General features: G+C 59.8%; 23 protein-coding genes. 17 read left to right on the top strand and 6 right to left on the bottom strand.

Features of this window, described 5'->3' with window-relative positions:
- Positions 1–116 precede the first annotated feature (116 nt).
- Together PSH88_RS22310 and arfB are read left to right on the top strand one after the other, a co-directional pair.
- Positions 117–1,538, top strand: coding sequence for an amino acid permease (locus PSH88_RS22310; RefSeq protein ID WP_305422699.1), 1,422 nt, complete (start codon positions 117–119; stop codon positions 1,536–1,538).
- A gap of 221 nt (positions 1,539–1,759) precedes the next feature.
- Positions 1,760–2,173 carry an alternative ribosome rescue aminoacyl-tRNA hydrolase ArfB gene (gene arfB / locus PSH88_RS22305; RefSeq protein ID WP_008010994.1) on the top strand — a complete coding sequence of 138 codons (414 nt, stop codon included), beginning with the start codon at positions 1,760–1,762 and terminating at the stop codon, positions 2,171–2,173.
- On the opposite strand, the gene PSH88_RS22300 is transcribed toward arfB, so the two are convergent.
- The 6 genes from PSH88_RS22300 to phhA all read right to left on the bottom strand — a co-directional run bounded on the left by PSH88_RS22300 (position 2,170) and on the right by phhA (position 6,631).
- Positions 2,170–3,384, bottom strand: a complete 1,215-nt coding sequence (locus PSH88_RS22300; protein ID WP_305422696.1) for an MFS transporter — start codon at positions 3,382–3,384, stop codon at positions 2,170–2,172. The genes arfB and PSH88_RS22300 overlap by 4 nt on opposite strands.
- Before the next feature lie 103 nt (positions 3,385–3,487).
- A complete protein-coding gene (locus PSH88_RS22295; RefSeq protein ID WP_305422694.1) occupies positions 3,488–3,670 on the bottom strand; it encodes a hypothetical protein in 183 nt (60 codons plus the stop codon).
- Positions 3,671–3,745: 75 nt separating this feature from the next.
- Entirely contained in the window at positions 3,746–3,877 is a 132-nt protein-coding gene (locus PSH88_RS22290) for a hypothetical protein (protein ID WP_305422693.1), read from the bottom strand.
- A gap of 313 nt (positions 3,878–4,190) precedes the next feature.
- The gene (locus PSH88_RS22285) at positions 4,191–5,384 is read right to left on the bottom strand and encodes an amino acid aminotransferase (RefSeq protein ID WP_370694665.1); all 1,194 of its coding nucleotides are present in this window, start codon (positions 5,382–5,384) and stop codon (positions 4,191–4,193) included.
- Positions 5,384–5,740 (bottom strand): 4a-hydroxytetrahydrobiopterin dehydratase, encoded by a 357-nt coding sequence (locus PSH88_RS22280; RefSeq protein WP_010457024.1) that lies wholly within the window; start codon positions 5,738–5,740, stop codon positions 5,384–5,386. The genes PSH88_RS22285 and PSH88_RS22280 overlap by 1 nt, the downstream gene beginning before the upstream one ends.
- Positions 5,741–5,845: 105 nt before the next feature.
- A complete protein-coding gene (gene phhA / locus PSH88_RS22275) occupies positions 5,846–6,631 on the bottom strand; it encodes a phenylalanine 4-monooxygenase (protein ID WP_305422692.1) in 786 nt (261 codons plus the stop codon).
- Between the two features lie 280 nt (positions 6,632–6,911).
- On the opposite strand from phhA, the gene PSH88_RS22270 reads away from it, so the two are divergent.
- From PSH88_RS22270 to PSH88_RS22200, 15 genes are all read left to right on the top strand, one after another.
- On the top strand, positions 6,912–8,471 hold the full coding sequence (locus PSH88_RS22270; RefSeq protein ID WP_008074886.1) for a sigma-54-dependent phenylalanine hydroxylase transcriptional regulator PhhR: 1,560 nt from the start codon (positions 6,912–6,914) through the stop codon (positions 8,469–8,471).
- 336 nt (positions 8,472–8,807) lie between these two features.
- Positions 8,808–9,548, top strand: a complete 741-nt coding sequence (locus tag PSH88_RS22265) for a flagellar basal body rod protein FlgF (protein ID WP_063342887.1) — start codon at positions 8,808–8,810, stop codon at positions 9,546–9,548.
- A gap of 45 nt (positions 9,549–9,593) precedes the next feature.
- Entirely contained in the window at positions 9,594–10,379 is a 786-nt protein-coding gene (flgG, locus tag PSH88_RS22260; RefSeq protein WP_007902511.1) for a flagellar basal-body rod protein FlgG, read from the top strand.
- A 52-nt stretch (positions 10,380–10,431) separates the two neighbouring features.
- Positions 10,432–11,127 (top strand): flagellar basal body L-ring protein FlgH, encoded by a 696-nt coding sequence (flgH, locus tag PSH88_RS22255; RefSeq protein WP_030130509.1) that lies wholly within the window; start codon positions 10,432–10,434, stop codon positions 11,125–11,127.
- A gap of 6 nt (positions 11,128–11,133) precedes the next feature.
- A complete protein-coding gene (locus tag PSH88_RS22250) occupies positions 11,134–12,243 on the top strand; it encodes a flagellar basal body P-ring protein FlgI (RefSeq protein WP_305422688.1) in 1,110 nt (369 codons plus the stop codon).
- 11 nt (positions 12,244–12,254) lie between these two features.
- Positions 12,255–13,553, top strand: a complete 1,299-nt coding sequence (gene flgJ / locus PSH88_RS22245) for a flagellar assembly peptidoglycan hydrolase FlgJ (protein WP_305422687.1) — start codon at positions 12,255–12,257, stop codon at positions 13,551–13,553.
- A 23-nt stretch (positions 13,554–13,576) separates the two neighbouring features.
- A complete protein-coding gene (gene flgK / locus PSH88_RS22240; protein ID WP_305422686.1) occupies positions 13,577–15,628 on the top strand; it encodes a flagellar hook-associated protein FlgK in 2,052 nt (683 codons plus the stop codon).
- Between the two features lie 13 nt (positions 15,629–15,641).
- On the top strand, positions 15,642–17,207 hold the full coding sequence (locus tag PSH88_RS22235; protein WP_305422684.1) for a flagellar hook-associated protein 3: 1,566 nt from the start codon (positions 15,642–15,644) through the stop codon (positions 17,205–17,207).
- A 124-nt stretch (positions 17,208–17,331) separates the two neighbouring features.
- On the top strand, positions 17,332–20,922 hold the full coding sequence (locus PSH88_RS22230; protein ID WP_305422683.1) for a glycosyltransferase: 3,591 nt from the start codon (positions 17,332–17,334) through the stop codon (positions 20,920–20,922).
- Positions 20,923–21,181: 259 nt separating this feature from the next.
- A complete protein-coding gene (gene rfbF / locus PSH88_RS22225; protein ID WP_305422682.1) occupies positions 21,182–21,955 on the top strand; it encodes a glucose-1-phosphate cytidylyltransferase in 774 nt (257 codons plus the stop codon).
- Complete coding sequence (gene rfbG, locus PSH88_RS22220) at positions 21,937–23,019, top strand: CDP-glucose 4,6-dehydratase (RefSeq protein ID WP_305422681.1); 1,083 nt, start codon at positions 21,937–21,939, stop codon at positions 23,017–23,019. The genes rfbF and rfbG overlap by 19 nt, the downstream gene beginning before the upstream one ends.
- Entirely contained in the window at positions 23,016–23,576 is a 561-nt protein-coding gene (locus PSH88_RS22215) for a dTDP-4-dehydrorhamnose 3,5-epimerase family protein (protein WP_305422680.1), read from the top strand. Before rfbG ends, PSH88_RS22215 begins: the two co-directional genes overlap by 4 nt.
- Entirely contained in the window at positions 23,573–24,799 is a 1,227-nt protein-coding gene (locus PSH88_RS22210; RefSeq protein WP_305422678.1) for a class I SAM-dependent methyltransferase, read from the top strand. The genes PSH88_RS22215 and PSH88_RS22210 overlap by 4 nt, the downstream gene beginning before the upstream one ends.
- Positions 24,796–25,653 carry an NAD-dependent epimerase/dehydratase family protein gene (locus PSH88_RS22205; protein ID WP_305422676.1) on the top strand — a complete coding sequence of 286 codons (858 nt, stop codon included), beginning with the start codon at positions 24,796–24,798 and terminating at the stop codon, positions 25,651–25,653. The genes PSH88_RS22210 and PSH88_RS22205 overlap by 4 nt, the downstream gene beginning before the upstream one ends.
- Entirely contained in the window at positions 25,643–26,713 is a 1,071-nt protein-coding gene (locus PSH88_RS22200) for a class I SAM-dependent methyltransferase (RefSeq protein ID WP_305422675.1), read from the top strand. The genes PSH88_RS22205 and PSH88_RS22200 overlap by 11 nt, the downstream gene beginning before the upstream one ends.
- Positions 26,714–26,720 lie beyond the last annotated feature (7 nt).

Genomic DNA, 26,720 nt, shown 5'->3' with positions numbered 1-26,720 from the left:
TCGTAAAAACGCTGAACTCCTGGTGCCTGCGCTGGGGTTTGATCGGCGCTGCTTGAAATCTGCACCTTGCAGCAACGTCTACTGAACATCATCAAACCTTGCGTGAGACCCTTTTCATGAGTGGACAAAACTCGCATTCCGGTACGCTTAAACGCGGCCTGAAAAATCGCCATATTCAACTGATCGCCCTCGGTGGCGCGATCGGTACCGGGTTGTTCCTCGGCTCGGCCGGCGTGCTCAAATCCGCTGGCCCGTCGATGATTCTCGGCTACGCCATTTGCGGCTTCATCGCTTTCATGATCATGCGCCAACTGGGCGAAATGATTGTCGAAGAGCCCGTCGCCGGTTCCTTCAGCCACTTCGCCCACAAATACTGGGGCGGTTTTGCCGGCTTCCTGTCGGGCTGGAACTGCTGGATTCTGTACATCCTGGTGGGCATGTCCGAGCTGACCGCGGTCGGCAAATACATCCACTACTGGGCGCCACACATCCCGACCTGGGTCTCGGCAGCCGGCTTCTTCGTCTTGATCAACCTGATCAACCTGGCCAACGTCAAAGTCTTCGGCGAGGCCGAGTTCTGGTTCGCGATCATCAAGGTCGTGGCGATCGTCGGCATGATTGCCTTGGGCAGTTATCTGCTGGTCAGCGGCCATGGCGGCCCGCAAGCCTCGGTGACCAATCTGTGGTCCCATGGCGGCTTCTTCCCGAACGGCGTCAGCGGCCTGGTGATGGCCATGGCGATCATCATGTTCTCCTTCGGTGGCCTGGAAATGCTCGGTTTCACCGCCGCTGAAGCCGACAAGCCGAAAACCGTGATTCCGAAAGCCATCAACCAGGTGATCTACCGGATCCTGATTTTCTACATCGGTGCGCTGGTGGTCCTGCTGTCGCTGACGCCTTGGGACAGTCTGTTGGCAACCCTGAATGCTTCCGGCGACGCTTATAGCGGCAGCCCGTTCGTGCAAGTGTTCTCGATGCTCGGTAGCAACACCGCCGCGCACATCCTCAACTTCGTGGTCCTGACCGCGGCGCTGTCGGTGTACAACAGCGGCACCTACTGCAACAGCCGCATGCTGCTGGGTATGGCCGAGCAGGGCGATGCGCCGAAGGCCTTGGCGAAAATCGACAAGCGTGGTGTGCCGGTGCGTTCGATCCTGGCGTCGGCCGCTGTGACTTTGATCGCGGTGTTGCTGAACTACCTGGTTCCGCAAAACGCGCTGGAACTGTTGATGTCGCTGGTGGTTGCCACCCTGGTGATCAACTGGGCGATGATCAGCTTCTCGCACTTCAAGTTCCGTCAGCACATGGACAAGACCAAACAGACGCCACTGTTCAAGGCGCTGTGGTACCCGTACGGCAACTATGTTTGCCTGGCGTTCGTGGTATTCATCCTTGGCGTGATGCTGCTGATCCCGGGGATCCAGATATCGGTGTACGCGATTCCGGTGTGGGTCGCGTTCATGTGGGTCTGCTACGGCATCAAGAACAAGCGCAGCGCCCAGCAGGCGTTGCAGGCTGCGGGTTCCGCTGCCAAGTAAGTGCAAAGCGCAGAAACGACAAACCCGGCCATGTGCCGGGTTTGTCATTTATGGGGTCCATACAAATCCTGTGGGAGCGTGGCTTGCCCGCGATTCAGGCGCCGCGGTTTATCAGGTATACCGCGTTATCGTTCATCGCGGGCAAGCCACGCTCCCACAGGGGCCGCATTCCTTTTATCTATTCGCGGTATCCTTCTTGTTCTGAACACGGACTTTTTTCCATGCTGGTGATTTCCAACAACGTGCATCTGCCGGATGCCGAGATCGAGTTGACAGCCATTCGCGCCCAAGGCGCCGGTGGGCAGAACGTCAACAAGGTTTCCAGCGCCGTGCACCTGCGCTTCGACATTCCGGCCTCGTCGTTGCCCGAGTTCTACAAGGAACGGCTGCTGGCGCTGCGAGACAGTCGCATCACCAGTGAAGGCGTGTTGATCATCAAGGCCCAGCAATACCGTACGCAGGAAGCCAATCGCGCCGATGCGCTGGAACGCCTGACCGAGTTGATCCTCAGCGCCACCAAAGTGGAAAAGAAACGCCGCCCGACCAAACCGACCCTCGGTTCGAAGAAGCGTCGGCTCGAATCCAAGACCAAGCGCGGCAGCATCAAGGCTGGACGCGGCAAGGTGGATTTCTAACGGGCGTCGCGTTCTTCGCGGTGCTTTTCATTAAAGTGCTTTGGCGCCTGCCGGTACAAGTAAACGCTCAGTGCCAGGCCACTCAGCGCGGCCAATGCGGCAAACAGGAAGATCGAGGCAAACCCGAATCCAGCCGCAATCGCACCCGCCAGCGGTCCGGTGATCCCTAGCGACAAATCGATGAACAGCGAATACGCCCCGACTGCCGCGCCACGGCTGGAGGCGGGCACCAGGTTGACCGCTTCCACGCCCAACGCCGGGAACACCAACGAAAAGCCGAAACCACTCAGCGCCGCGCCGGCCAGTGCCCAATGGGCATCGGGTGCCAGCCACAGCAGCAACAGCCCGAGGGTTTCCACCGACAGGCAGGCAATCGCCACGCGAAAGCCGCCGAGGCGGTTGATCAGGTTACCGAACAGCAATCGCGCACCGATAAAACTGGCGCCGAACAGGCTCAGGCACAGCACCGCGTTGGACCACTGCTGAGTGGCGTAATACAGGGTGATGAAGGTCGCGATGGTGCCAAAGCCGATGGAGCCCAAGGCCAGACCGCAACCGTGAGGCAGCACGCGCCCCAGCACGTGCATGAACGGCAAGCGTTCGCCGACAACGATCGGTGCAGCGGTTTTCGGCCAGGCCAGCGCCAGGCCCAGAACGGCCAGCAACACGATGCTCACGCCCATGCTCCACAACCCCAATTGACTCACCAGCAGCACTCCCAGCGGCGCGCCGACCGCCAGCGCGCCGTAACTGGCGATGCCGTTCCAGGAGATGACTTTGGCGGTATTCGCCGCGCCGACCCGGCCGATGCCCCAGCCGATCGATCCGGAGCCGACCAGGCTTTCCGCGCTGCCGAGCACCAGTCGGCCGATCAACAGGCTGATCAGGCTCAACGTCGGCAGGCTTTGGGTCCAGGCCGAAATCAGCATGAACACACCGCTCAAACCACAGCCGGCGAGGCCGTACATCACCGCGAGTTTGCTGCCCTTGTTATCGATGATGCGCCCGGCGTAAGGGCGGCTGAGCAGAGTGGCCAGGTATTGCACGCTGATCACCAACCCGGCGATCACGGCGCCGAAACCGAGGTCGCTGTGGACGTAGCCGGGCAATACAGCCAGGGGAATGCCGATATTCAGGTAGCCGATGAACGTGAACAGGACGATGGAAACGACTTGCAGCGTGACCGCCATGGGGCGCTGGGTTTCTGACATGGGTAAAGGTCCACGTGGCAGCAGGATAGATAGGCTGCTTATGATAGCGGCGCGGGCGGTCGCGGGGCGTGGAAAAGTAAAACTATTTGCCGGATGGGGATAATCAGGATTTTGCGGGAGCAACCAGTTGCGTCGTGACCAGGGCGGCCAGGGCGTTTTCCTCGCTGCCGAAGCGGGCCAGCAGAGCAGCTTGTTTCTCGGGGGAAAGGCGGTTCCAGATCTCGATCATCTTCTCGGCGGTGCCGATCAGGACGCTGGCCTGGGTTTCAGTGAAATCATCGCTCATGGTGCGGGCTCGCGGTTCAGGCAGTGTGGAAAGCGCATGTTAGCGCTTTCCACACGGTCTGGCATTGCAGGTGTATCAGTCTTCTCTGTCGGCCTGGCGGCGTTCAGGTGCTTCTTTCGTCTCGGGCTGTTGGGCACCGGCTTGTTGCGTGGTTGTCTGCTCAGTTTCGTGCAGGCTTGGGAAGGGGAGATTAGGGATCTCGTGCATGTCGCGCTCCTCGCTAAGTCTGTTGATAGATCTGGTAGATCCGCGCTTTTAAAAAAGCCTGCGCAGGATACAGCAGGAGAAATGACAAATAGACTTTTATATCCAATTGTTGCGACGGATGGGATTGTCTAGACAGGTCTACAGGGGGCGAAGACCTACTGTGGCGAGGGAGCTTGCTCCCGCTGGGCTGCGGAGCGGCCCCAATGCAGGCAATGAGTTGTTTGCGTTAGAACTCGGTTGCGGTTTTTGCGACCGCTACGCGCTCGAGCGGGAGCAAGCTCCCTCGCCACAAGGAGCTCGCCATTGCATCGTATTATTTGCAGACGTCAGCGATAGCTTCGGCCAGCAAGTCCAGACGCGTCGCATCAATCCCTGCCACGTTAGCTCGGCCTGAGCTGACCATGTACACGCTGTGATGCTCGCGCAGTTGCTTGACCTGTTCCGGCGACAAACCGGTGTAGGAAAACATCCCGCGTTGCACACCAATGTGCGCAAATCGCTCGCGCAAGCCGTGGGGTTCAAGCGCTTCGACCAGACCGCTGCGCAACTGGGCGATACGCAAACGCATGGCTTCCACTTCGTCGGCCCAGCGGCTTTTCAGCGCTGGATCGCCGAGGATGGTCGCGACCACGGCGGCGCCATGATCCGGTGGCGTCGACCACAGGTTACGGGCGATGTTGGCCAGTTGGCTGCGGATGTCCACCAGCTTGTCGGCGGTTTTCGCGCAGACAATCAATGCGCCGGTGCGGTCGCGGTACAGGCCGAAGTTTTTCGAGCAGGAACTGGTGATCAGCACTTCCGGCAACTCGGCGGCGAACAGCCGGGTCGACCAGGCATCTTGCTCCAGGCCGTCGCCGAAACCCTGATACGCGAAGTCGATCAGGGGCAGTAAATCGCGACTGCGCACCACGTCCAGCACCCGACGCCAATCGTCATGGGACAGATCGAAACCGGTCGGGTTGTGGCAGCAGGCATGCAGCAGCACCACATCGCCCTTGGGGGCTTCATTGAGCACCGCCAGCATCGCCTCCACATCAAGACGGTTATCGCTGCCCACGTACGGGTAATGACTGACCTTGACCCCGGCCTCCGCGAAAATGGTTTCGTGGATCGGCCAGGTCGGGTTGCTCAGCCACACGCCACGGCCCGGCAGGCATTGGGCGATGAAGTCGGCGCTCAAACGCAGCGCACCGGTGCCGCCCGGCGTTTGAGTGGCGCCGGCCCGTTGTTCGGCGATCAGCACTGAATCAGCGCCAAGCACCAATTCGTTGATGACTTTGCCGAACGCTACATTGCCGTGGCCCCCGATGTAGGTCTTGGTGGATTGACGATCCACCAAGTGCTGCTCGGCGAGCTTCACTGCTTCGGGGATTGGCGTCAGGCCCTGGGCGTCTTTATAGACACCCACGCCGAGGTCGAATTTGCGCGGGTTAGGGTCCAGCGCATAGGCCTCCATCAGGCCGAGAATCGGGTCGCCGGGTACTCGACCGATGGCGTCGAAATGCATTATTTGCGGCCCTCGGCGTTCTTCGCCACTTCGTCGGTGCGCGCGGCCATGATGAAGTCGTTGCGGTGCAGGCCTTTGATGGAGTGGCTCCACCAGGTCACGGTGACTTTGCCCCATTCGGTCAGCAGGCCTGGGTGGTGACCTTCGGCCTCGGAGATTTCACCGACGGCGTTGGTGAACGCTAGCGCGTGTTTGAAATTCTTGAACAGGAAAACTTTTTCCAGCTGCATCACGCTGTCGCGGACTTCGATGTTCCAGTCAGGGATTTGCTTGATCAGGATCGGCAATTCTTCGTCGCTGACTTGAGGGGCGTCGGCGCGGCAGGCTTCGCAATGGGCTTGGTTTAATGTGGACATGATGTGTTCCTGAAATCGAGTGTTTTGAAAAACGGTCGTCAGTGGGACCACGCTAAAGCAAAGCGGCGATCCGTAACAGACTCACTTGATGCCAAAAGGCGCGGGTCACGCGGCTTTTGGCGGAAATTTCGGCGTGTGCAACCCCAGCTGCATACCTTGCTTGACCATTCCCATGATGTCTTCGTGGGCCAGGTCGAACAGGCGCTTGAGGTTCGGCAGGACAAAGTACAGCGGTTGCAGAATGTCGATGCGGTATGGCGTGCGCATGCATTCCAGCGGGTCGAACGCCTGATGCTCCGGCTCGTCCGACAGGCAGTAAACGGTTTCTTTGGGCGAGGACAGAATGCCGCCACCGTAGATACGCAGGCCTTGCGGTGTGTCGACCAGACCGAACTCGATGGTCATCCAGTACAGGCGCGCCAGGTACACGCGCTCTTCCTTGGAAGCTTGCAGGCCGAGTTTGCCGTAGGTGTGGGTGAATTCGGCGAACCAGGGGTTGGTCAGCAGAGGACAGTGGCCAAAGATCTCGTGGAAAATGTCAGGCTCTTGCAGGTAATCCAGCTCTTCGCGTGTACGAATAAAGGTCGCCACCGGAAACTGCTTGCTCGCCAGCAATTCGAAAAAGGTCTGGAAGGGAATCAGTGCGGGTACTCGGGCAACTTGCCAGCCGGTGGTTTCACCGAGGACTTTGTTGATCTCACCCAGTTGCGGGATGCGGTCGTGGGGCAGACCGAGTTTTTCGATACCGTCCAGGTATTCCTGGCACGCACGACCCTCGACCACTTTCAGTTGGCGAGTGATCAGCGTGTTCCACACCGCGTGTTCTTCGGCGGGGTAGTCGATAAAACCTTGCGCATCGGGCTCACGAGCCACGTATTGCGTCTGCTTCATGCTGCTCTCCTGCTAGGGGATACGTTCTTGTTTTATGTCCTGCTCTGGAATTATTGATACGCCAAGGTATGCGACTTTGCAGCAGGTGTTCCGCGCCTTATGTAGGAAAAAGCCATGCGTTTCGTAAAGTATTCGTTACGGTTTGGCTGCTGTGGCGTAAGTATTGATATTTCCATGTTTGAAATGGATCGTGGGTGTCACATAATCTTGACGACTAACTTGGCGTTCGCGCAGAAATTTCCTTGCGTCGGGCCTCGATTCCCCTGTTACGGGCCTTTATATGCGTATCAAAGTCCACTGCCAGAACCGCATCGGTATCCTGCGCGACATTCTCAACCTGTTGGTCGAGTACGGGATCAACGTCGCCCGCGGCGAGGTGGGCGGTGAGCACGGCAATGCTATCTATCTGCACTGCCCGAACCTGATCAATATTCAGTTCCAGGCGTTGCGTCCGAAGTTCGAGGCGATTGGTGGGGTGTTCGGCGTCAAACGCGTAGGGCTGATGCCCAGCGAGCGTCGGCACATGGAGCTCAATGCCTTGCTCGGTGCCCTGGAGTTTCCGGTGCTGTCGATCGACATGGGCGGCTCCATCGTCGCGGCCAACCGTGCGGCGGCGCAGTTGCTCGGGGTGCGGGTGGACGAGGTGCCCGGGATTCCATTGTCGCGGTACGCCGAGGATTTCGATTTGCCGGAGCTGGTGCGCGCGAACAAGTCGCGGATCAACGGCTTGCGGGTCAAGGTCAAGGGTGACGTGTTTCTCGCCGACATCGCGCCGCTGCAATCGGAGCATGACGAAAGCGAGGCCATGGCCGGTGCGGTGTTGACGTTGCACCGGGCGGACCGGGTGGGTGAGCGCATCTATAACGTGCGCAAGCAGGAATTGCGCGGCTTCGACAGCATTTTCCAGAGCTCGAAAGTGATGGCTGCGGTGGTTCGCGAAGCGCGGCGCATGGCGCCGCTGGATGCGCCGCTGTTGATCGAAGGCGAAACCGGCACCGGCAAAGAGTTGTTGGCGCGGGCTTGTCACCTGGCGAGCCCGCGTGGGCAATCACCGTTGATGGCGCTCAATTGCGCCGGCTTGCCGGAGTCCATGGCCGAGACCGAATTGTTCGGTTACGGCCCCGGCGCCTTCGAAGGGGCACGGGCCGAAGGCAAGCTCGGGCTGTTGGAACTGACGGCGGGCGGTACGCTGTTTCTCGATGGCGTCGGCGAAATGAGCCCGCGCTTGCAAGTGAAATTGCTGCGCTTTCTGCAGGACGGTTGCTTCCGTCGTGTCGGCAGTGATGAAGAGGTTTATCTGGATGTGCGGGTGATCTGCGCGACTCAAGTGGACTTGTCCGAGTTGTGCGCTCGCGGTGAGTTTCGCCAGGATTTGTACCACCGTTTGAACGTGCTCTCGCTGCACATTCCGCCGCTGCGCGAATGCCTCGACGGACTGGCGCCGCTGGTGGAGCACTTCCTCGATCAGGCCAGTCGGCAGATCGGTTGCCCGTTGCCGAAACTGGCGCCGGCGGCGATGGAACGGCTCAGTCACTATCACTGGCCGGGTAACGTGCGGCAGTTGGAAAACGTACTGTTCCAGGCGGTTTCCCTGTGTGACGGCGGCACCGTCAAAGCCGAGCACATTCGTCTGCCGGACTACGGCGTGCGTCAGCCGCTTGGCGATTTTTCCCTTGAGGGCGGCTTGGACGAGATTGTCGGGCGCTTTGAAAAAGCGGTGCTGGAGCGTTTGTATTCCGAGCATCCGAGCAGTCGGCAACTGGGCAAGCGGTTGGGGGTTTCGCATACGACCATTGCCAATAAGTTGCGTGAGTATGAGGTCGGCAAGACCGAGTCATAACAGGCATGTGCGGTGTTTGTGCTGGCCTCTTCGCGGGCAAGCCCGCTCCCACAGGTTTCTTTGTTGTTCACAAATACTGTGTTCACCGAAGATCCTGTGGGAGCGGGCTTGCCCGCGAAGAGGCAAGCACTGCCAACACCTCGGTCAAGCCTTGCCACCAACCGGCATAACACCGCCGGTTTTTCGTCTTCGACACATTCCCCCCAATCCCCTCCGATCCCTCAAGTCCTTTGTTTGCCGGGCCCTGCGCCGCCAGAAAAAAGTTGGTCTGCAAATTGCTTATGGCTCAGCAGTACAGCGGTGGGCGGCAAACGTCCGGCATGCAGAGGAAAGAGTGTGGACAAGTACCTTTATGTGGCAATGACCGGCGCCAGCCAGAATGCACTGGCGCAGAAGGCTCATGCCAACAACCTGGCGAACATCTCTACCAACGGTTTTCAGAAAGACCTGGAACAGGCCCGTTCGATGCCGGTGTTTGGTGACAGCTTTCCGGCGCGTGCGTTTGCCATGAGCGAACGTCCGGCCACCGACTTCTCCCCGGGTGCGCTGGTGCAAACCGGTCGCGACCTCGACGTCGCGGTGCAGGGTAACGGCTGGATCGCCGTGCAGAACCCCGATGGCGGTGAAAGCTACGTGCGCACCGGCAGCCTGAACGTTGACGCGCTGGGCGTGCTGCGTGCTGGCAACGGTATGCCGGTGGTAGGCAACGGCGGGCCGATTGCCGTGCCGCCCGAGCAGCAAATCGAAGTCGGCGAAGACGGCACCATCAGCATCCGTGCGATGGGTGAAGGCCCTCGCGTGATGGCCGAAGTCGACCGCATCAAACTGGTCAACCCGGACTTCAAGAACATGACCAAAGGCCTGGACGGTTCGATCCACACCAAGGATGGCAAGCCGGCGCAGGCCGATGCCAACGTCAAACTGGTGTCCGGGTTCCTTGAGTCGAGCAACGTCAATGCTGTGGAAGAAATGACCTCGGTGCTGGCGCTGGCCAAGCAGTTCGAGCTGCACATCAAGATGATGAACACCGCCAAAGACGATGACCAGGCCATGGCTCGGGTCTTGCAGATCAGCTAATTATCAGAACGTCGCGCCGTAAAACAGGCGCACGAGGAGAATCGAATGCTTCCGGCTCTATGGGTTGCCAAAACAGGTCTGTCCGCCCAGGACACCAACCTCACCACCATTTCCAACAACCTGGCGAACGTATCGACCACGGGTTTCAAACGTGACCGCGCCGAGTTCCAGGACTTGCTGTACCAGATCAAACGCCAGCCAGGCGCCCAGTCGACCCAGGACAGTGAATTGCCGTCGGGTCTGCAAGTGGGTACCGGTGTGCGCATTGTCGGCACCCAGAAAAACTTCACCGCTGGTAGCTTGCAAACAACCGAGCAGCCGCTTGACCTGGCCGTCGATGGTCGCGGTTTCTTCCAGATTCTGCAGCCGGATGGCACCACGGCCTACACCCGTGACGGTACCTTCCACCTGGACTCCAACGGTCAGATCGTGAACGCCAGCGGCTTCGCCCTGGAGCCGGCGATTGTCATTCCGAACGACGCCCAGACGTTCACCGTCGGCCGTGACGGCACCGTGTCTGTCACTGTTGCCGGCAACCCGGCCTCCCAGGTGATCGGCAACCTGCAAACCGCCGACTTCATCAACCCGGCCGGTCTGCAAGCGGTGGGTAACAACCTGTTCCTGGAAACCGCTGCCAGTGGCGCGCCGCAAGTCGGCACCCCGGGCCTCGCCGGTTTCGGCACCACGCTGCAGAACACCCTGGAAACGTCCAACGTCAGCACCGTTGAAGAGATGGTCAACATGATCACCACTCAGCGCGCCTACGAGATGAACTCCAAGGTGATCTCCACCGCCGACCAGATGCTCTCGTTCGTAACGCAGAATCTGTAATCAAGTCTATGAGGCGGCCATGAGGTCGCCTGCAACACCGTGAGGTAGGGTCATGAATCGCTTTGTATCTGTTCTGGCACTGAGTGGGGCCGTTGTGCTCGCGGGCTGCGTCGCCCCGCCGCCCAAGCCCAATGACCCTTACTACGCCCCGGTGTTGCCGCGCACGCCGTTGCCGGCTGCCGCCAATAACGGCTCGATCTACCAGGCCGGTTTCGAACAGAACCTGTACAGCGACCGCAAGGCGTTCCGGGTCGGTGACATCATCACCATCACCCTGAACGAGCGCACACAGGCGAGCAAGAACGCCAACTCGCAGATCGACAAGAACAGCAAGACCGACATCGGCCTGAGCTCGTTTTTCGGGGGCGGCCTGAGCACCAGCGATCCAGTGGGCAGCGGTAGCTTGAGTCTGGATGTCGGTTACGAAGGTGACCGCGCCACCAAGGGCGACAGCAAGTCCGGCCAGAGCAACAGCCTGACCGGTTCGATCACCGTGACCGTCGCCGACGTGTTGCCCAACGGCATCATCGCCGTACGCGGGGAGAAGTGGCTAACCCTCAACACCGGTGACGAACTGGTACGGATTGCCGGCCTCGTTCGCGCCGATGACATCGCCACTGACAACACCGTGTCGTCGACCCGCGTCGCCGATGCACGCATCACCTATTCGGGCACCGGTGCGTTTGCCGATGCGAGTCAGCCAGGCTGGTTCGACCGTTTCTTCCTCAGCCCGCTGTTCCCTTTCTAGGTGGCTATGTTGAATCTTAAACACCTGATGGTGGGCGTCCTTTTGCTGTCCGCGGCATTCGACGCTCAAGCCGAGCGGCTGAAGGATATCGCCAGTATTTCCGGCGTGCGTTCCAACCAATTGATCGGTTACGGCCTGGTGGTCGGGCTTAACGGCACCGGCGACCAAACGACCCAGACTCCGTTTACCCTGCAGACTTTCAACAACATGCTTTCGCAGTTCGGCATCAAGGTGCCGGCAGGTTCCGGCAACGTGCAATTGAAGAACGTCGCAGCCGTGTCGATCAGTGCCGATCTGCCGGCGTTTGCCAAGCCGGGTCAGCAGATAGATATCACCGTAGCGTCCATCGGTAACTCCAAGAGCCTGCGCGGCGGCACCTTGCTGCTGACGCCGCTCAAAGGTATCGACGGCAACGTCTACGCCGTCGCTCAGGGCAACCTGGTGGTTGGCGGTTTCGATGCCGAGGGTCGTGACGGTTCGAAGATCACCGTCAACGTTCCGTCGGCCGGTCGCATCCCTGGCGGTGCATCGGTCGAGCGTGCGGTGCCAAGCGGTTTCAATCAGGGCAACAGCCTGACCCTGAACCTCAACCGTTCGGACTTCACCACCGCCAAGCGCATCGTCGACAAGATCAACAACATGCTCGGCCCTGGCGTCGCCCAGGCCATCGACGGTGGTTCGATCCGTGTGACCGCGCCACTCGATCCGAGCCAGCGGGTCGACTATTTGTCGATCCTCGAAAACCTCGAAGTCGACCCGGGTCAGGCGGTGGCGAAAGTCATCATCAACTCGCGCACCGGCACCATCGTGATCGGCCAGAACGTCAAGGTTTCCCCGGCCGCCGTGACCCACGGCAGCCTGACCGTGACCATTACCGAAGACCCGATCGTCAGCCAGCCCGGCCCTCTGTCCAACGGGCAGACGGCGGTGGTGCCGCGCTCGCGGGTCAACGCTCAACAAGAAGCCAAGCCGATGTTCAAGTTCGGCCCGGGCACCACCCTCGACGAAATCGTCCGTGCGGTGAACCAGGTCGGCGCGGCACCGGGTGACTTGATGGCGATCCTCGAAGCGCTGAAGCAGGCCGGCGCGTTGCAAGCCGACCTGATCGTGATCTGAGGACGGCGACCATGGATATGCGCAAAAGCGGTCTGGTCAGCAGCAGCGACTCGGGTTCCTATTCGGACCTGAACCGCCTGAACCAGCTCAAGGTCGGCGACAAGAACAGCGATGCGAACATGCGCAAAGTGGCGCAGGAATTCGAATCGCTGTTCCTCGGTGAAATGCTCAAGTCCATGCGCTCGGCCACCGAAGCGCTGGGCCAGGACAATCCGCTCAACACACCAGCGGCCAAGCAATACCAGGAAATGTACGACCAGCAGTTGGCCGTTTCCCTGTCCCGCGAAGGCGGTGGTATCGGCCTGGCCGACGTACTGATGCGCCAGATGTCGAAGAATAAACCGATGGCGCCGGGTGAGGCCGCGGCAGCGTCTGCCGCCAAGCAAGCTGCCGCGAAAGCTGCGGTGGAAACGCCGATTGCCGCCGGTACGGTCGCCACCAACGGGCCGCTGTCGCGTCTCAATGGTGAGCGCCCGCTGTGGGCTTCGCGCTCGGTGAAAACGCCGGCAAGCGCGGGTGAGGGTGCTCATCGTAACGACATGGCGCTGATCAATCAGCGGCGTCTGGCACTGCCACCGAAACTGGCTGATCGTTTGCTCGCCGGGCTGGTGCCGTCGGCATCGACCCCTGCAACGACCGCCACAACGGCGCAGAACAATATCCAGGTGCCGCAGAGCACCAAGACCGGTTCCGGTCCCCTGTACAACGGCGATTGGCTGGCTTCGCAAACGGATACGACAACCAGCGGGCGCCTGCAGATTTATGGTCGTGCCATGGCTCAAATACCCCTGGCACCGCCGAAGAAAGCCTTCAGTTCCGCCGACGAATTCGTCAACACCATGCTGCCGATGGCCAAAGAGGCTGCGGACCGTATCGGTGTCGATCCGCGTTACCTGGTGGCTCAGGCTGCCCTGGAAACCGGTTGGGGTAAATCGGTCATGCGCGCCCAGGATGGCAGCAGCAGCCACAACCTGTTCGGCATCAAGGCCAGCAGTAACTGGAAGGGCGATTCGGCGCGGGCGATCACCAGCGAATTCAGAAATGGCGAGATGGTCAAGGAGACGGCCGAGTTCCGTTCCTACGGCTCTTACAAAGACAGCTTCCATGACCTTGTGACGCTGCTGCAAAGCAATAATCGCTATCAAGATGTGCTGAAGTCGGCCGATAACCCAGAACAGTTTGTACGCGAGTTGCAAAAAGCCGGGTATGCAACCGACCCGGATTACGCAAGCAAGATTTCGCAGATAGCCAAGCAGATGACGAGTTACCAAAACTACGCTGCGGCGGGCGCTTCCACCACGCCTTTATAGGCACAAGGTATAAGGTTTGAACCATGAGTTTGCTCAACATCGGGATGTCGGGTTTATCCGCTAGCCAAACCTCGTTGATGGTTACCGGCAACAATATCGCTAACGTCGATACGGCCGGCTACTCGCGTCAGCAAACCGTGCAGAGTACCAAGGCCTCGAATCAGTTCGGCAATGTGTTCATCGGCAGCGGTACGACCCTCGCCGATGTGCGTCGGGTGTACAACAGCTACCTTGATGCGCAGTTGCAGACCGCGACTTCGCTCAATAGTGATTCGGCCACTTATCTGGCGCAGGTTACCCCGGTAGACAAGTTGCTGTCGGACAGCAGTACCGGCATCAGCAGCGCACTGACCAAGTTCTTCAGCTCCATGCAGAACGTCTCTTCGGCACCGACCGATGATGCGGCACGGCAACTGCTGCTCAGCGATGCGCAGGCCCTGAGCAAACGCTTCAATTCGATCTCCAGTCAGCTCACCCAGCAGAATGCCAACATCAATGGCAACCTGGCGGACATGGCTTCGCAAGTCAACAAACTGGCAAGCACCGTTGCCCAACTGAACCAGAAGATTTTCGAGGTTTCCAGCAACGGTGGAAAACCTAATGACTTGCTGGATCAGCGCAACGAGACGGTCCGCCAATTGTCCGAGCTGGTCGGTGCGCAAATCATTGAGAACGGTTCCAGCTACGACATTTATCTGGGCAGCGGCCAGCCGCTGGTCATGGGCAATACCGCCAACACCCTGGAAGTGGTCCCCGGCAAGACTGATCCGACCCGCTCGACGATTCAGATGAACCGTGGCTCCAGCACCATCGATATCACCTCAGTGATCACGGGTGGCGAAATAGGTGGCCTGCTGCGTTATCGCAGCGAAGTGCTCGACCCGGCAATGAATGAATTGGGTCGTGTAGCCCTGGTGGTCGCCGATCAGATCAACACTCAGCTTGCCCAAGGCATCGACAAGAACGGTGAGTTCGGTGCAGCCCTGTTCGGCAATATCAACAGTGCGGCGCTGATCAGCCAGCGCAGTATTGCCAGCGCCGGCAACAACGCGGCGTCGGGCAATCTGAACGTGACCATCAAGGACACGGGCAAGCTGACTATCAACGATTATCAGGTCACGTTCACCAGCGCCACGGACTACAGCGTGCGCCGCTCGGACGGCACCGATATGGGCTCATTCAACATCAGCACCACCCCGGCGCCGGTGATCGATGGCTTTGAGTTGTCCCTGGGCGGGGCAGGCATGAGCGCTGGCGACAGCTTCAAGGTTACACCGACCCGTGGTGGCGCCAGCGATATCCAGACAGTGCTCACCGATCCGAAGCGTCTTGCCGTAGCGGCGCCTCTGACGGCCGTCAATGGCTCTGGCAACACCGGAACCGGCAGCATTCTCAAGCAGCCGGACCTCAAGTCATCGCTCAATATCTACGACGCTGCCGACAGCGCAATCATTCAGGAAGGGATTAAAAACTCGACACCGGTCAAGATTGTTTTCGGTCCAGGTGGCGGTGCCTCCCAGACCTATTCGGTCAAGGACGCCACGGGTGCCGAAATCGGTACCGGCAGCATCGTCCCCGGTCAAAGCAACACCCTGAGCGTGGATGTGAAAATGGTCGATGCCAGTGGCAACGCGATCATGGACAGCAGCGTCCCGCCGGTGCAGCGCACCTTCACGTTTGAAATGTCCATGGACGGCTCGCCGAAGGAACTGGACAGCTTCAGCGTGTCCCTGACCGGCGCCAGCTCCAAGGACAACCGTAATGGCCTCGCTGTCATCGATTTGCAGACTCGCAAGACTGTGGAAACCGGTGGTACGAGCAATGGCATCAGCCTGTCGGATGCGTACGGCAAGCTGGTGGAAAACGTCGGCGCCAAGGCAGCCCAGGGCACGAACGATTCCGCTGCGACAACCGCCATCCTGACCCAGGCCAAGGGCGCGCGTGATTCGTTGTCCGGTGTCGATCTGGATGAGGAAACCGGCAACCTGGTCAAATATCAGCAGTACTACACGGCCTCTTCACAGATCATCAAGGCTGCGCAGGAAATCTTCAGCACTCTGATCAACAGCCTTTAAGGAGTCATAGAACATGCGTATTTCCACTCCCCAGTTCTATGAGCGCAGCGCCGCGAACTACCAGAAGAACTTCAACAACGTCGTCAATACCAGCCAGGAAGCCAGCGACAATCTTCGCGTGCGCACGGCCGCCGATGATCCGGTTGGTGCGTCGCGGTTGCTGCAATTGGGCCAGCAGAGCTCGATGCTCAGTCAGTTTGCGACCAACGTCACGACGATCAAGAACACCCTGGGGCAGTCCGAGTCGGTCCTCAACAGCATCAACAATGTGCTGCAGCGTGCCAACGAACTGGCCTTGGGCGCGGGTAATGCCAGCTACACCGACTCTGAGCGCAAGGCCAACGCCGCAGAACTGGGGCAACTCGAATCGCAGCTGCTGAGCCTGATGAACAGCCGTGACGAAAACGGCCAGTATCTGTTTGGCGGCTCCAACAGCGGCACCGCGCCGTATTCGCGCAATGCCGATGGCACTTACAGCTATCACGGCGACCAGACTACCCTGGATCTTCAGGTTGGCGATGCGTTGACCATGGCGAGTAACGACACCGGCTTCAGTATCTTCGAACAGGCAATCAACACCAGTCGTACCCTGACCACCCTGACAGCACCTGCCGTGGATGACGGACGGGTCGCTCTGTCCAATGGTCAGGTCTCGGGCAGCGTGACTTACAACGATAAGTTCCGCAGTGGCGAGCCTTACGCGATCGAGTTCCTGAGCAGTACTCAATTCAAGGTCACTGATGCCGGCGGCAACGACGTGACGGCTGAAGCCACCAACAACGGCGTGTTCGATCCCAATACGGCGGGTGGTACCCAGGTGTCTTTTCGCGGTGTCGATCTGCGCCTGAACATCAATCTGCAATCGGGTGATGTCCCGGACACTGCAGTGGCCGGGCATATCTTCAACCTCGGTGCAAAGCCTGACACGTTCAACGCCACGCGCAGTGCCGGCAACCCGTCGACCGCTATCGTGACCGGTGCCACTGTCAGCAACGCTGCCGACTACAGTGCAGCATTCCCCAATGGTGGGGCGATTCTCAAGTTCACCAGCGCCACGGACTATGAGCTGTACGCATCACCGTTGACCGCTAATAGCAAACCGGTGTCTACCGGAACCATGGCGGGTTCGACAGCGACCGCCGCGGGTGTGGATTTCACAATCAGCGGTACGCCGGCGGCGGGTGACCAGTTCGTGGTTCAGGCCAACACCCACCAGACCCAGAACATCCTCGACACCATCAGCAAATTGCGCACCGCTCTCGAGGCGCCGATCGATGGTTCCGCCGCGGCCGAGCAGAGCTTTCGTGCATCGCTGGATTCGGCGATCGCCAACATCGCCAGCGGTGGCAATCAGGTCACCAGTTCGTTGACGTCGATCGGTGCTCGCGGTCAGGCGCTGGATATCCAGAGCGCTACCAACGAAAGCCTGTCGATGGCCAACAAAACCACTACGTCGTCGATCCAGGACTCCGATCCGGCCGAAGTTCTCACCCGCCTGACGCTGCAACAAACCATGTTGCAGGCCTCTCAGCTGGCCTTCAGCAAGATCAGCCAGTTGGGTCTGTTCAACAAAATCTGAGTTTGACCGCTAATCACACGGCGGCCGAGATGACTCCTCGGCCGTCGAGTGCAAGCATTTTCTTCCAACCGGGTCAGCGTGCCCGGCCCCAGGGCTGGAGCACTCTGCGGTCGAGAGTTTTCCTGTGAGTTCAGCTCCCCTTGTCAGCGTCGCCATCCCCGCCTTCAACCCGCGTTTTTTCCGTGCGGCGTTGCAAAGTGTCCTGAGTCAGAGCTACGAATCCCTCGAAATCATCATTTGTGACGACAGTCAGAGTGACGAGATCGCGAGTATCGTCGAATCGTTTTCGGCCCAGACCCGATTTCCCCTGCGCTATCTGAAAAATCCGCAGCCGTTGGGCTTTCAAGGCAATTTGTTACGCTGCCTGGAGGAAAGCCAAGGGGAGTACATCAAATTCCTCTGCGATGATGATCGGCTATTTACCGGCTGCATCGCGACCCAGGCCGGGCTGCTGAGCAACCACGAAGATGTCAGCCTGGCAGGCGCCCAGCGTTATCTGTGTGATGCCGACGATCACATCCTGCCGCAACGCCTGGAAAATACCGCGATGGCCGGTGGCAATGCGTTATTCAAGGGCCAGGATCTGCTGGATTTCCTTGAGGTCCGTCCGCTGAACTTCATCGGTGGCTTGAGCAACGTGCTGATGCGTACTTCGGATGTCAGGGAGTTATTGCCAGCTTTGTTGCAGCCGGAGGCAGGCTTTGCCGGTTTGCTGGATATGGTCCTGTTTGTTTGCCTGTTGCGTCGGGGCAACCTGGCGGTGGCCAGCCAGGTGCAGAGTGTCGAGCGGTTGCACCCTGACAGCTTCAAATGTCAGCCAGGTGTACAGCAGCAAATGGTCGTCGAGGCGCAATGGCTGGCACAGATGCTCAAAGGGCGTGGCGATAAAGGGGCGGTGTTTTCCGGCTGGATCCGTTATTGCGCCGCCTTGCCGGGTGCTGATTCGAAAAATCGGATATGGGAGGAGTTTTCCCTCGGCCATTTACTCGTCGCCCGCCAGGCTCTTCAGGAATCCAGAGTCGGCAGCGACAGCCGCAGCTTCGGGCAGCTGTATGCCCAGTGGCTGGGGTGTCGGCGCGAGCCGGTGATTCTCGGGCAACTGCTGGCTCAGACTCAAGCGTGGCCACGTCGCCCGACGATTGTTCCGATTGTCATCGACAGTGCCGACGATAGGGCGGCGCTGGATCTGACGCTGGAAAGCATCAATAGTCAGTGCTACGGCGCTCAGGCAGTGGTGGTGCTAAGTAGCGCCGGTGTTCAGGAAAATTTGAATGACCGGGTGTTGAATCTGACGCTGGAAGCGGATTGGGTACAGCAACTCAATGGTTTACTGCCGCAACTGGATGGGGCTGATTGGTTCTACTTGTTGCGTGCCGGCGACCGCTTGAGCGAGGCGGCACTGCTGCTGATGGCCGAGCGCGTTGTCGAGCGCCAACATATGCTGTGCTGCTATTCGGACGAAGGTGCGCTGGTGGACGGCGTATCCCGGGAACCGGTATTCAAGCCCGACTTCAACCTCGACCTGATGCGCAGCTATCCCTACACCGGACGGACGTTGGCGTTTGAGCGCAAAGGCTTTCTGGCACGAGGCGGTTTCAGCGCCGACTTCCAGGAATTGGCACCCCAGGACTTGCTCTGGCGCATGGTCGAAAGCGCTGGACCACACACCATTGAGCACATTGCCGAAGTGCTGGTGGAGTCGTCCTTCAACTATGCCGCATGGTTGTCTTCGCCAGCGGTGGCCGCTGAAAATCCGCGACTTCTTGAAACTCATTTGCAGCGACTCGGTGTGGCGTTCGAGTGGCGCCCGGGCAGTGAGGCGCTGATCAATCAGATTGATTACCGTCATGCCCTGCGACCACAGGTGTCCATCATCATTTCAACCAAGGATCAACTGGCGGCGCTTGAGCGATGCCTGGCGAGTCTGTTGGAAAAAACTGCTTATGCGAATTACGAAGTATTGATCGTCGACAACGCCAGTGTGACCAATGAGGCGCGCGCCTGGCTGGACGGCATGGCGCAACTGGACAGTGACAAGCTTCGGGTTCTGCGTTATCCCCATGCCAGCAACTTTGCGGCGATCCACAATTTCGCCGCGTCTCAGGCCCGTGGTGCTTACTTATTAATGCTCACGCCCCATAGCGTTATCACTGATGCTGACTGGCTGGACACATTGATGAGTCAGGCCCAGCGTCCCGAAGTCGGGATTGTCGGTGCAAAAATGGTCTGCCCCCAAGGCACAATCCAGCATGCCGGGCTGGTGCTTGGGTTGCGCGGGCCGGTGGGGGCGCCCTTCATCGGCGAATCGATGCAGTCCGGTGGTTACATGCAACGCTTGCAGGTCGTGCAGAACTACAGCGCGGTCAGCGATGATTGCCTGTTGGTGCGCAAGCAGGTATTCGACGAGTTGGGCGGCCTTGACGAGCGTTCGTTCAGCCTGGCTTTCAACGATGTAGATCTGGGATTGCGTGCCTCCAAGGCTGGATACCTGGTGGTGTGGACGCCTCATTCCCGCCTCACGCTGGTCGAGCCGTCGGTGTCGCTGCAGCAAGGCAACGAGCAGTTGCGTCAGGAGCAACTCGGCCGCGAGCAGCAGTCGATCTACAGCAAGTGGTTGCCTGAGATGGCGCGGGACCCGGCCTATAATCCGAACTTGAGTCTCAGTGGTTCGAGTTTCTGTCTGGAGCCTGGCATGCGCCTTGGCTGGAGCCCGTTCGGCAGCCGGACCTTGCCGCGGGTTCTGGCCTTGCCGGTGAACCAGTCTGCCGTGGGGCACTACCGGGTGGTGCAGCCGTTTCTCGAGCTTGAGGCGGCGGGCATGGTCACCGGTATTCAGGCCTTTGAAATGCCGTCAATCATCGACCTGGAACGTCAGTCGCCAGATTCGGTAATCATGCAAGGGCGCTACAGCGATGCGCTGGTCAACGAAATCGAGCGAGTCAAAAACTACTCAAGGGCTTTTCGGATTTTCGAGCTCGATGACTACATCATCGACGTGCCGGAAAAAAACGGCCACTTGAAACATAGGCCCAAGGATTTCGAAAAAGCCATGCGCCGGGGTATTGGCTTGTGTGATCGAGTGGTGGTGTCGACCCAGGCATTGGCTGATGCGTTGAACGGCATGCATCACGATATTCGCGTGGTGCCAAACACCTTGGCCACGCATTTGTGGAGCAGCCGCGTTTCACTGCGTCGCACCAGCACCAAGCCGCGTGTCGGCTGGGGCGGAGGCACCAGCCATGCCGGTGATCTGGAGATCATCGCGGACGTTGTTCGCGAATTGGCGGATGTCGTCGACTGGGTGTTCTTTGGCATGTGCCCAGAAGCTTTGCGCCCTTACGTGCACGAGTTTCACCCCTCGGTCGGCCTGATGGATTACCCGGCCAAACTCGCCAGCCTGAATCTGGATCTGGCCTTGGCGCCGCTGGAGTATCACATCTTCAACGACTGCAAGAGCAACTTGCGATTGCTGGAGTATGGCGCCTGCGGTTACCCGGTGATTTGCACCGACACAGAAGCCTATCGCGGCTATCTGCCGTGTACCAAGGTGGTCAGCAACAGCACTGAGGAATGGCTGCAAGCGATTCGCATGCACCTGGCCGACCCCGAGGCCAGCTATCGCATGGGCGACGAATTACGCGAAGCGGTGCTGCGCGATTACATGCTGCGGGGGGATAACTTGCAGCTGTGGTTCGAGGGATGGATATCCGGCTGAGCATACAATCACGTTGAAAGGCCGGGCTGTGATGTCTCCGGGCTCCTCCCTTTCTCATATCTGTTTTGCGCTCGCCCAGGCGTCCCATATCGGTCTCATGGAGCTGGCGCGTTTCCTGCAAGTCCTCCTCATATCGCCATAAAACGAGCGCTTGCGGGTCATTCTCCAGGCGCTCGACACGGCACAAGGTTTTAGCCAGAAGGCCCGCAAAAGCTTGATACAGCTTGGCTGAGCCCTGTGAAGAACAAGAGGGGAGACGATGAAGGCAGTTATTTTGGCGGGTGGCCTGGGCACGCGCATCAGCGAGGAATCGCACCTCAAGCCCAAGCCGATGATCGAGATCGGCGGCAAGCCAATTCTCTGGCACATCATGAAGCAGTACTCCGCTCACGGGATTCATGATTTCGTGATTTGCCTGGGCTACAAGGGCTACGCGATCAAAGACTTCTTCGCCAATTACTTCCTGCACACCTCCGACGTCACTTTCGATATGTGCAACAACCGCATGGACGTTCACCAGAACTATAGCGAGCCGTGGCGCGTCACGCTGGTCGACACCGGCGACGACACCATGACCGGTGGCCGCTTGCGTCGCGCTGCTCGTTACCTGGATGGAGAGCAGGCGTTCTGCTTCACCTACGGCGATGGCGTTTCGGACCTCAATATCGGCGCTCTGGTGGATTTTCACCTGGCCCACGGCAAGCTCGCTACCGTGACGGCGGTGCAGCCGCCGGGACGCTACGGCGCGCTGGAACGTGATGGCGACAAGGTATTGGGTTTCACCGAAAAACCCCGCGGCGATGGTGGCTGGATCAATGGCGGTTTCTTCATCCTGTCGCCCAAGGTCTTGCCCTACATCGCGGACGATCAAACCTCTTGGGAAGCCGAGCCTCTGGCGGCGTTGGCCACAGATGATCAATTGCAGGCGTTCCAGCACGAAGGTTTCTGGCACCCGATGGACACCCTGCGTGACAAGAACCACCTTGAGGCGTTGTGGCTGAGCGGGGAGGCCCCATGGAAGCAATGGGACTGAGCCCGGAGTTCTGGCGCGGCAAGCGCGTCCTGTTGACCGGCCACACCGGTTTCAAGGGCAGCTGGCTGACGTTGTGGCTGCAAAGCCTCGGTGCCGAGGTCAGCGGGTTTTCGCTCGATCCGTCCACCGAGCCGAGTTTGTTCGAACTGGCTCGGGTGCACGAGGGCATCAACGATCAGCGCGGTGACCTGCGAGACCTCGGCGCCTTGCTGGAACTGATCGCCGAAGTGCAGCCGGAAATCGTCCTGCACCTGGCGGCCCAACCGCTGGTGCGCGAAGGCTATCGCGACCCGCTGGGGACTTACTCCAGCAACGTCATGGGCACCCTCAATCTGCTCGAAGCGATCCGTCAGGTTGGCTGTGTGCGCGCCTGCGTGCTGGTGACCACCGACAAGGTCTACGCCAATCAGGAATGGCTGTGGCCCTACCGCGAGAACGAAGCCCTCGGCGGTCACGATCCTTACAGCAGCAGCAAGGCTTGCTGTGAATTGTTGGCGCAGTCTTATGCCGCGTCGTTTTTCCCGGCTGACAAGTACGCTGAACACGGCCTGGCGTTGGCGACCGCGCGCGCCGGCAACGTGCTGGGCGGCGGCGACTTTGCGCCGGAACGCCTGATTCCCGATGTGCTCAAGGCCTGGTCGGCGGATGAGCCGGTGACCCTGCGCTACCCGCAGGCCGTGCGCCCGTGGCAGCACGCATTGGAACCATTGGCTGGCTACCTGCAACTGGCCGCCCGCCTCTACGAACAAGGCCCGCAGTTTGCCGGCGCGTGGAACTTCGGCCCGAGCGAAGCGGACATGCGCAGCGTTGGTGAAGTGGTCGAGTTGCTCGCCAACCGCTGGCCGCAAGCACGCGGATTGCGCATCGAACCAAGTGATTTGCACGAAGCCGGCCTGCTGCGTCTGGACAGCAGTCGCGCCCGTCAACTGTTGGCCTGGCAGCCGCGCTGGTCGTTGCAGCAGTGCCTGACCCAGACCCTCGATTGGCACCTGGCGTGGCAGAACGGCGATGACATGCGTGAAATCACCCTGCGTCAGTTGAACCTGTATCGAGGCGCGCTGTGAGCGAGTTTCTGTTGAAAGCCTTGCCGCTGGCCGGCCTGTTCAGCGTGCAGCACAAACGCTTCGAAGATGATCGCGGGCACTTCGCCCGATTGTTCTGTGAAGGCAGCCTGAGTGCGTTTGGCCAGCCGTTTCATATCCGCCAGATCAATCATTCCTGCACCCGTGAGCGGGGCAGTGTGCGCGGCCTGCATTATCAAAATTCCAATGCGCCGGAAGCCAAGTTGATTACCTGCCTGCGCGGCGAGGTCTGGGATGTGGCGATGGACTTGCGCCCCGACTCCGAAACCTTCCTGCGCTGGCACGCGGAACATTTGCGCGCCGGTGACGGTCGCAGCTTGCTGATCCCGGCCGGGTTCGCCCATGGTTTCCAGACCCTGACCGACGACGCCGAATTGCTCTACCTGCACAGCGCCGATTACACACCTGCGCACGAAGGTGGTTTGAGCGTGAACGATCCACGGCTGGCGATTGCCTGGCCGTTGCCTGTCAATAATCTGTCGGCCAGGGATTCCAGCCATCCCTTGCTCGATGAACACTTCGCTGGAGTGCGTCTATGAACTGCCGTGGTTGCGGTACTCCTCTGGCCTTGCCGCTGATCGATCTCGGCACCTCGCCGCCATCCAACGCCTATGTGCACGCCGATCGCCTGGAACAATCCGAGCAATGGGTGCCATTGAAGGTTGCGGTGTGTCAGCAGTGCTGGTTGGTGCAGACCGAGGATTACACCAACGCCGACAGCCTGTTCGATGCCGAGTATGCGTATTTCAGTTCGTTCTCCAGCACCTGGCTGGCCCATGCCGAACGCTATGTCGCCGAGATGGTCGAGTGCTTCGGCCTGACCGCCGACAGCCGGGTGGTGGAAATCGCCGCCAACGACGGTTATCTGTTGCAGTACGTGGCCAAGCGCGGCATCCCTTGCCTGGGCGTCGAACCGACCCGCAGCACCGCGCAAGCGGCGCGGGAAAAAGGCCTGGAGATTCGCGAACTGTTCTTCGGCCGCGACACCGCCGCGCAGCTGAACGGTGAAGGCTGGGCCGCCGACCTGATGGCTGCCAACAACGTGCTCGCCCATGTGCCGGACATCAATGATTTCCTCGGCGGATTCGCAAGCTTGCTCAAGCCGACCGGTGTGGCGACGTTCGAGTTTCCGCAGCTGTTGACGCTGATGGCGGGGAAGCAGTTCGACACGCTGTATCACGAGCATTATTCCTACCTGTCCCTGACCGCCGTGCAGACCTTGTGCGAGCGCAATGGCCTGGAGGTGTTCGACGTCAGCCAGCTGACGACTCACGGTGGATCGCTGCGGGTGTTCGTGCAGCGCAAGGACGGTGAACGCCGCGCCGTACAACCGACCGTGCAGCAACAGTTGCAGGCCGAACTGGACGCCGGGGTGAAGACGCCCGAGTACTACGCAACCCTGGCGCCAGCGGCTGAACGTATCAAGCACGAACTGCTGCGTTTCCTGTTACAGGCCAAGGCTGATGGCAAGCGCGTGGTCGGTTATGGCGCGGCGGCCAAGGGCAACACTTTGCTCAATTACGCCGGGGTCAAACCGGACCTGTTGGCCTGGGTGGCCGATGCCAATCCGCACAAGCAAGGCAAGTACTTGCCGGGCAGCCGCATTCCGATCGTTTCGCCGGCACAGATCGATCTGGAGAAGCCGGATTACGTTCTGGTACTGCCGTGGAATTTGCTGCACGAAGTCAGTCAGCAACTGGCGCAGGTACGTCAGTGGGACGGTCGCTTCGTGATCGCCGTGCCTGAGTTGACCGTACTGTGAAGGTGTTGGTGACCGGTGCCACTGGATTCGTCGGCCGACATCTGGTCGCGGCTTTGCTCGCCCGCGGCTGCGAGGTGCGGGCTGTGGCGCGCAACGCCGAGACCTCCGCGCAATTACCGTGGATCAACGCCGTGGAATTCGTGGTCGCGGATGTTCATGCCGCCGACCTGGACTTCGCCGCGCTGACCGATGGCGTCGATGCCTTGGCGCATCTCGCTTGGCCGGGGTTGCCGAATTATCAGGCGCTGTTTCACTTCGAACACAACCTGATGGCCGATTACCGCTTCATCAAGGGCGCGGTCGAGGCGGGCGTGTCGCAGGTGTTGGTGGCGGGCACCTGTTTCGAATATGGCCTGCAAAGTGGCCCGCTCAGCGAGCAGACCGCGCCGCAGCCGAGTAACCCTTACGGGCTGGCCAAGAACACCTTGCGTCTGTTCCTCGAAAACCTGCAGCGCCAACAGCCCTTCACCCTGCAATGGGCGCGGCTGTTTTACCTGCACGGCGAAGGGCAGAACCCCAACAGTTTGCTGGCGGCACTGGACCGGGCAATCGAGGCCGGGGATGACAGCTTCAACATGTCGGCCGGCGAGCAGTTGCGCGATTACCTGGCGATCGACACGGCCGCCGGTTACCTCGCCGCGATCCTGCAACAGCGCGAATTCGATGGCGTGATCAATTGTTCCAGCGGCCAGCCGATATCGGTCAGAGCGCTGGTCGAGCAACAGTTGCGTGAACGTGGCGCATCGATCCGTTTGAACCTGGGCCATTACCCCTACCCGACCCATGAGCCGATGGCGTTCTGGGGCGTGGCGGACCGCTTGCAACAGCTACTGGGAGCAGAGCATGAGGCATGAGTTGTATCGGGTCGCCGACCTGCCGGTGTTGCAGAACCGGACCTTTGCCGATGCGCAATCGGCGAAAGCTTCGGCCTGCGCCGACATGGTGTTGGTGCAAGACGAGACGAGCGGGTTGATCTTCAATCAGGCCTTCGACGCCGACAAGCTCAGCTACGACGCCGACTATCAGAACGAGCAGGCGCATTCCGGCCAGTTCCAGAAGCACCTGAGCGATGTCGAAGGGATCATTGCCCGTCACTTCAAAGGCCAGGAACTGATCGAAGTCGGCTGCGGCAAAGGCTACTTTCTTGAACTGCTCAAAGGCCAGGGCTACGCCATCACCGGCATCGACCCGGCCTACGAAGGCGACAGCGTCGATGTGATCAAGGCGCCGTTCACTCGCGGCCTTGGCCTGTCGGCAGACGCTATCGTGTTGCGCCATGTGCTGGAGCATATTCAGGATCCGCTGAGCTTTCTGGCGGTCATCGCCGAAGCCAACCAGGGCGGACAGATCTACATCGAAGTCCCGTGTTTCGACTGGATTCTCGAGCACCGCGCCTGGTTCGACCTGTTTTACGAACACGTCAATTATTTCCGCCTCGATGACCTGCGCCGGATGTTCGGCACGGTGCATGAGGCCGGTCACCTGTTCGGTGGCCAGTACCTGTACATCGTCGCCGACCTGTCGACGTTGCGCCTGACCCCGGAACAACCGGTGCCGCGCCTCGAGCTGCCTGAAGGTTTCACCAGCAGCCTTGAGCGCGCGGTGCAGATTATTCAGGCCGCACCCGAGCAAGGTTCGGCGATCTGGGGGGCGTCGTCCAAAGGCGTGATTTATTCGCTGTTCCTGCAACGAGCGGGCGTGGCGGTGGATCGCGTGGTGGATATCAACCCGGCCAAACAGGGCCGATATCTGCCCCTGAGCGGCGCGCGGGTGTCCTCGCCGCAAGAGGCCATGGACGCTCTACCCGAAGGCGCCAACCTGTTTGTAATGAACTCCAATTACCTCGAAGAAATAAAGCGGATGACCGGTGGACGCTACGTCTACCACGCCGTCGACAGCGCTTCGTTCCAGTGACTATTGA

Source organism: Pseudomonas wuhanensis (assembly GCF_030687395.1).
GTDB classification, from domain to species: Bacteria; Pseudomonadota; Gammaproteobacteria; order Pseudomonadales; family Pseudomonadaceae; genus Aquipseudomonas; species Aquipseudomonas wuhanensis.
Note: the sequence above shows the minus strand (reverse complement) of the source record. Positions and strands in the feature narration are given on the sequence as shown.